Source organism: Mycobacterium sp. TH-M15 (genome assembly GCF_057473705.1).
This window is the reverse complement of record NZ_JBYCLB010000281.1, coordinates 1-1,644: the sequence shown is the minus strand read 5'-3', so window position 1 is coordinate 1,644 and position 1,644 is coordinate 1. Positions and strand designations below refer to the sequence as shown.

The following is a 1,644-nucleotide window of genomic DNA, read 5'->3' as shown; positions in this document are numbered from 1 at the left end:
CCGAGGGTCCCGCGGTTTGTCGTCGTCGGGGCCCCGGGTCTGCCGCTCGGCGCCGAGCTGGCCGCGGTCGCCGCCGGCCACCGACCGGCGGGCGCCGGACGGGAATCGCTCACTCTCGGCCAGCAGCCGCCCGTTCTCCCAGATCATCGTCTGACCGTCCCAGGCCAGGTCGGTCGTCGACTCCCCCTCGCCGGCCGCGGCGTAGACGTACCCGGCCAGGCAGCGCGCCGATGCCGATCGGGCCAGCAGTGCCCGATCCTCGGCCCGGCCGATGGTGATCGGGCTGCCGGAGAGGTTGGCCAGCACCGTCGCCCCGGCCAGCGCGGCCGCCGCGCTCGGCGGCACCGGGACGAACATGTCCTCGCAGATCTCGACGTGCAGCACGAAGTCGGGCAGGTCGGCGGCGGCGAACACCAGGTCCGCGCCGAACGGCGCCTCGGCGCCGCAGATCCGGATCAGCCCGCGTTCGTCGGCGCCGGGCGCCAGCTGCCGGGCCTCGTAGAACTCCCGGTAGGTCGGCAGGTAGGACTTGGGGACCACACCCAGCACGGTGCCGCGGTGGACGACGACGGCGGTGTTGTAGATCCGCTGCCGGTAGCGCAGCGGCGCGCCGACCACCAGCACCGGCAGCAGGCCGGCCGAGGCCGACACCACCGTGTGCAGCGCCCGTTCGACGGCGTCCAGCAGGGTGTCCTGCAGCAGGATGTCGTCGATGGAGTAGCCGGAGAGGGTGAGCTCCGGGAACACCACCAGCGCGACCCCGTCGTCGTGGCAGACGCGAGCCGCCGCCAGCACCGCCTCGGCGTTGGCCGGCGGATCGGCGAGGGTGGTGCGCAGCGTGCACGCCGCGACCCGGACGAAGCCGTGGCGGTAGGCGTTGAAGAAGTCGCGTGCGTCGGTCATGGCGTCTCTATTGTCACCCGCCGCCGGTCACGATCCGGTGACGAGGTCAGCCCGCTCGCGCATCGGCGGTGACGGGAGCTGCTCACGCTGCTGGCCGGTGCACTCGACCCGGTGGTCTCGACCCGATGGCGGTCGCGCACGATGCTCAGGTGGCAACCCAGCGGCTCACCACCGACCAGCGCAGCTCCGTGCTGGCCGCGCTGCTCGGTTGGACGATGGACGCGTTCGACTACTTCATCGTGGTCTTCGTCTACGCCGACATCGCCGAGACCTTTCACCGCTCCAAGACCGAGGTGGCGTTCCTGACCACCGCCACCCTGGTGATGCGGCCGATCGGCGCCCTGCTGTTCGGGCTCTGGGCCGACCGGGTGGGCCGGCGGCTGCCGCTGATGGTGGACGTGGCCTTCTACTCGCTGGTCGGGTTCCTCTGCGCGTTCGCCCCCAATTTCACCGTGCTGGTGGTGCTGCGGCTGCTCTACGGCATCGGTATGGGCGGCGAATGGGGGCTGGGGGCCGCGCTGGCGATGGAGAAGGTCCCGGCCGAGCGGCGCGGCTTCTTCTCCGGCCTGCTGCAGGAGGGCTACCTGTTCGGTTATCTGCTGGCGACGCTGGGGGCGCTGGTGGTGCTGGACTGGCTGCAGCTGTCCTGGCGCTGGCTCTTCGGGCTGTCCATCCTGCCGGCGGCGGTCAGCCTGGTGATCCGCTACCGGGTCTCCGAATCCGAGGTGTGGCAGGAAACCC

General features: G+C 71.7%; 2 protein-coding genes. One reads left to right on the top strand and one right to left on the bottom strand.

The features are described 5' to 3' along the window. Window positions 1–903 (bottom strand): nitrilase-related carbon-nitrogen hydrolase (locus AC2VNT_RS06570; protein ID WP_486946086.1); only part of this gene is annotated, 903 nt, incomplete at its 3' end. A 149-nt stretch (window positions 904–1,052) separates the two neighbouring features. On the opposite strand from AC2VNT_RS06570, the gene AC2VNT_RS06565 reads away from it, so the two are divergent. Next, on the top strand, window positions 1,053–1,644 hold a 592-nt coding region (locus AC2VNT_RS06565; RefSeq protein WP_486946085.1), incomplete at its 3' end, for an MFS transporter.